This is a genomic window from Paenibacillus xylanexedens, assembly GCF_007676705.1.
Classification (GTDB): Bacteria; Bacillota; Bacilli; order Paenibacillales; family Paenibacillaceae; genus Paenibacillus; species Paenibacillus xylanexedens_C.
On the sequence record NZ_VEBF01000683.1, the window covers coordinates 1 to 235 of the forward strand.

Annotated in this window: 1 pseudogene; it reads left to right on the forward strand. The window is 48.1% G+C overall.

The features are described 5' to 3' along the window. Positions 1 to 184, forward strand: a pseudogene (locus tag FS628_RS32395) (MFS transporter); the annotation flags it as partial. Positions 185 to 235: the final 51 nt, after the last annotated feature.

Consider the following 235-nt stretch of genomic DNA (forward strand, 5'->3'; position numbering starts at 1 on the left):
TGTGGAAGTGGGTGTATTTGTGGTGGTGGAGGGGTTAGTGAAGGGTAAAATGAGGATAGTGGTGGGATGGGTTATGGTGATGAGTGTGGTGTTTGGAGTTCGGTGGGAGGTGATGGGAGTGGGTAATAAGGGGGTGGAGATTGTATTGATTGAGTTGATGGAGTGGATTAGGTTGGGTGGGTAGTTGTATGTGGGTACGGAGCTGACTATGGTCTTTATTGGAAGACGTTATGGT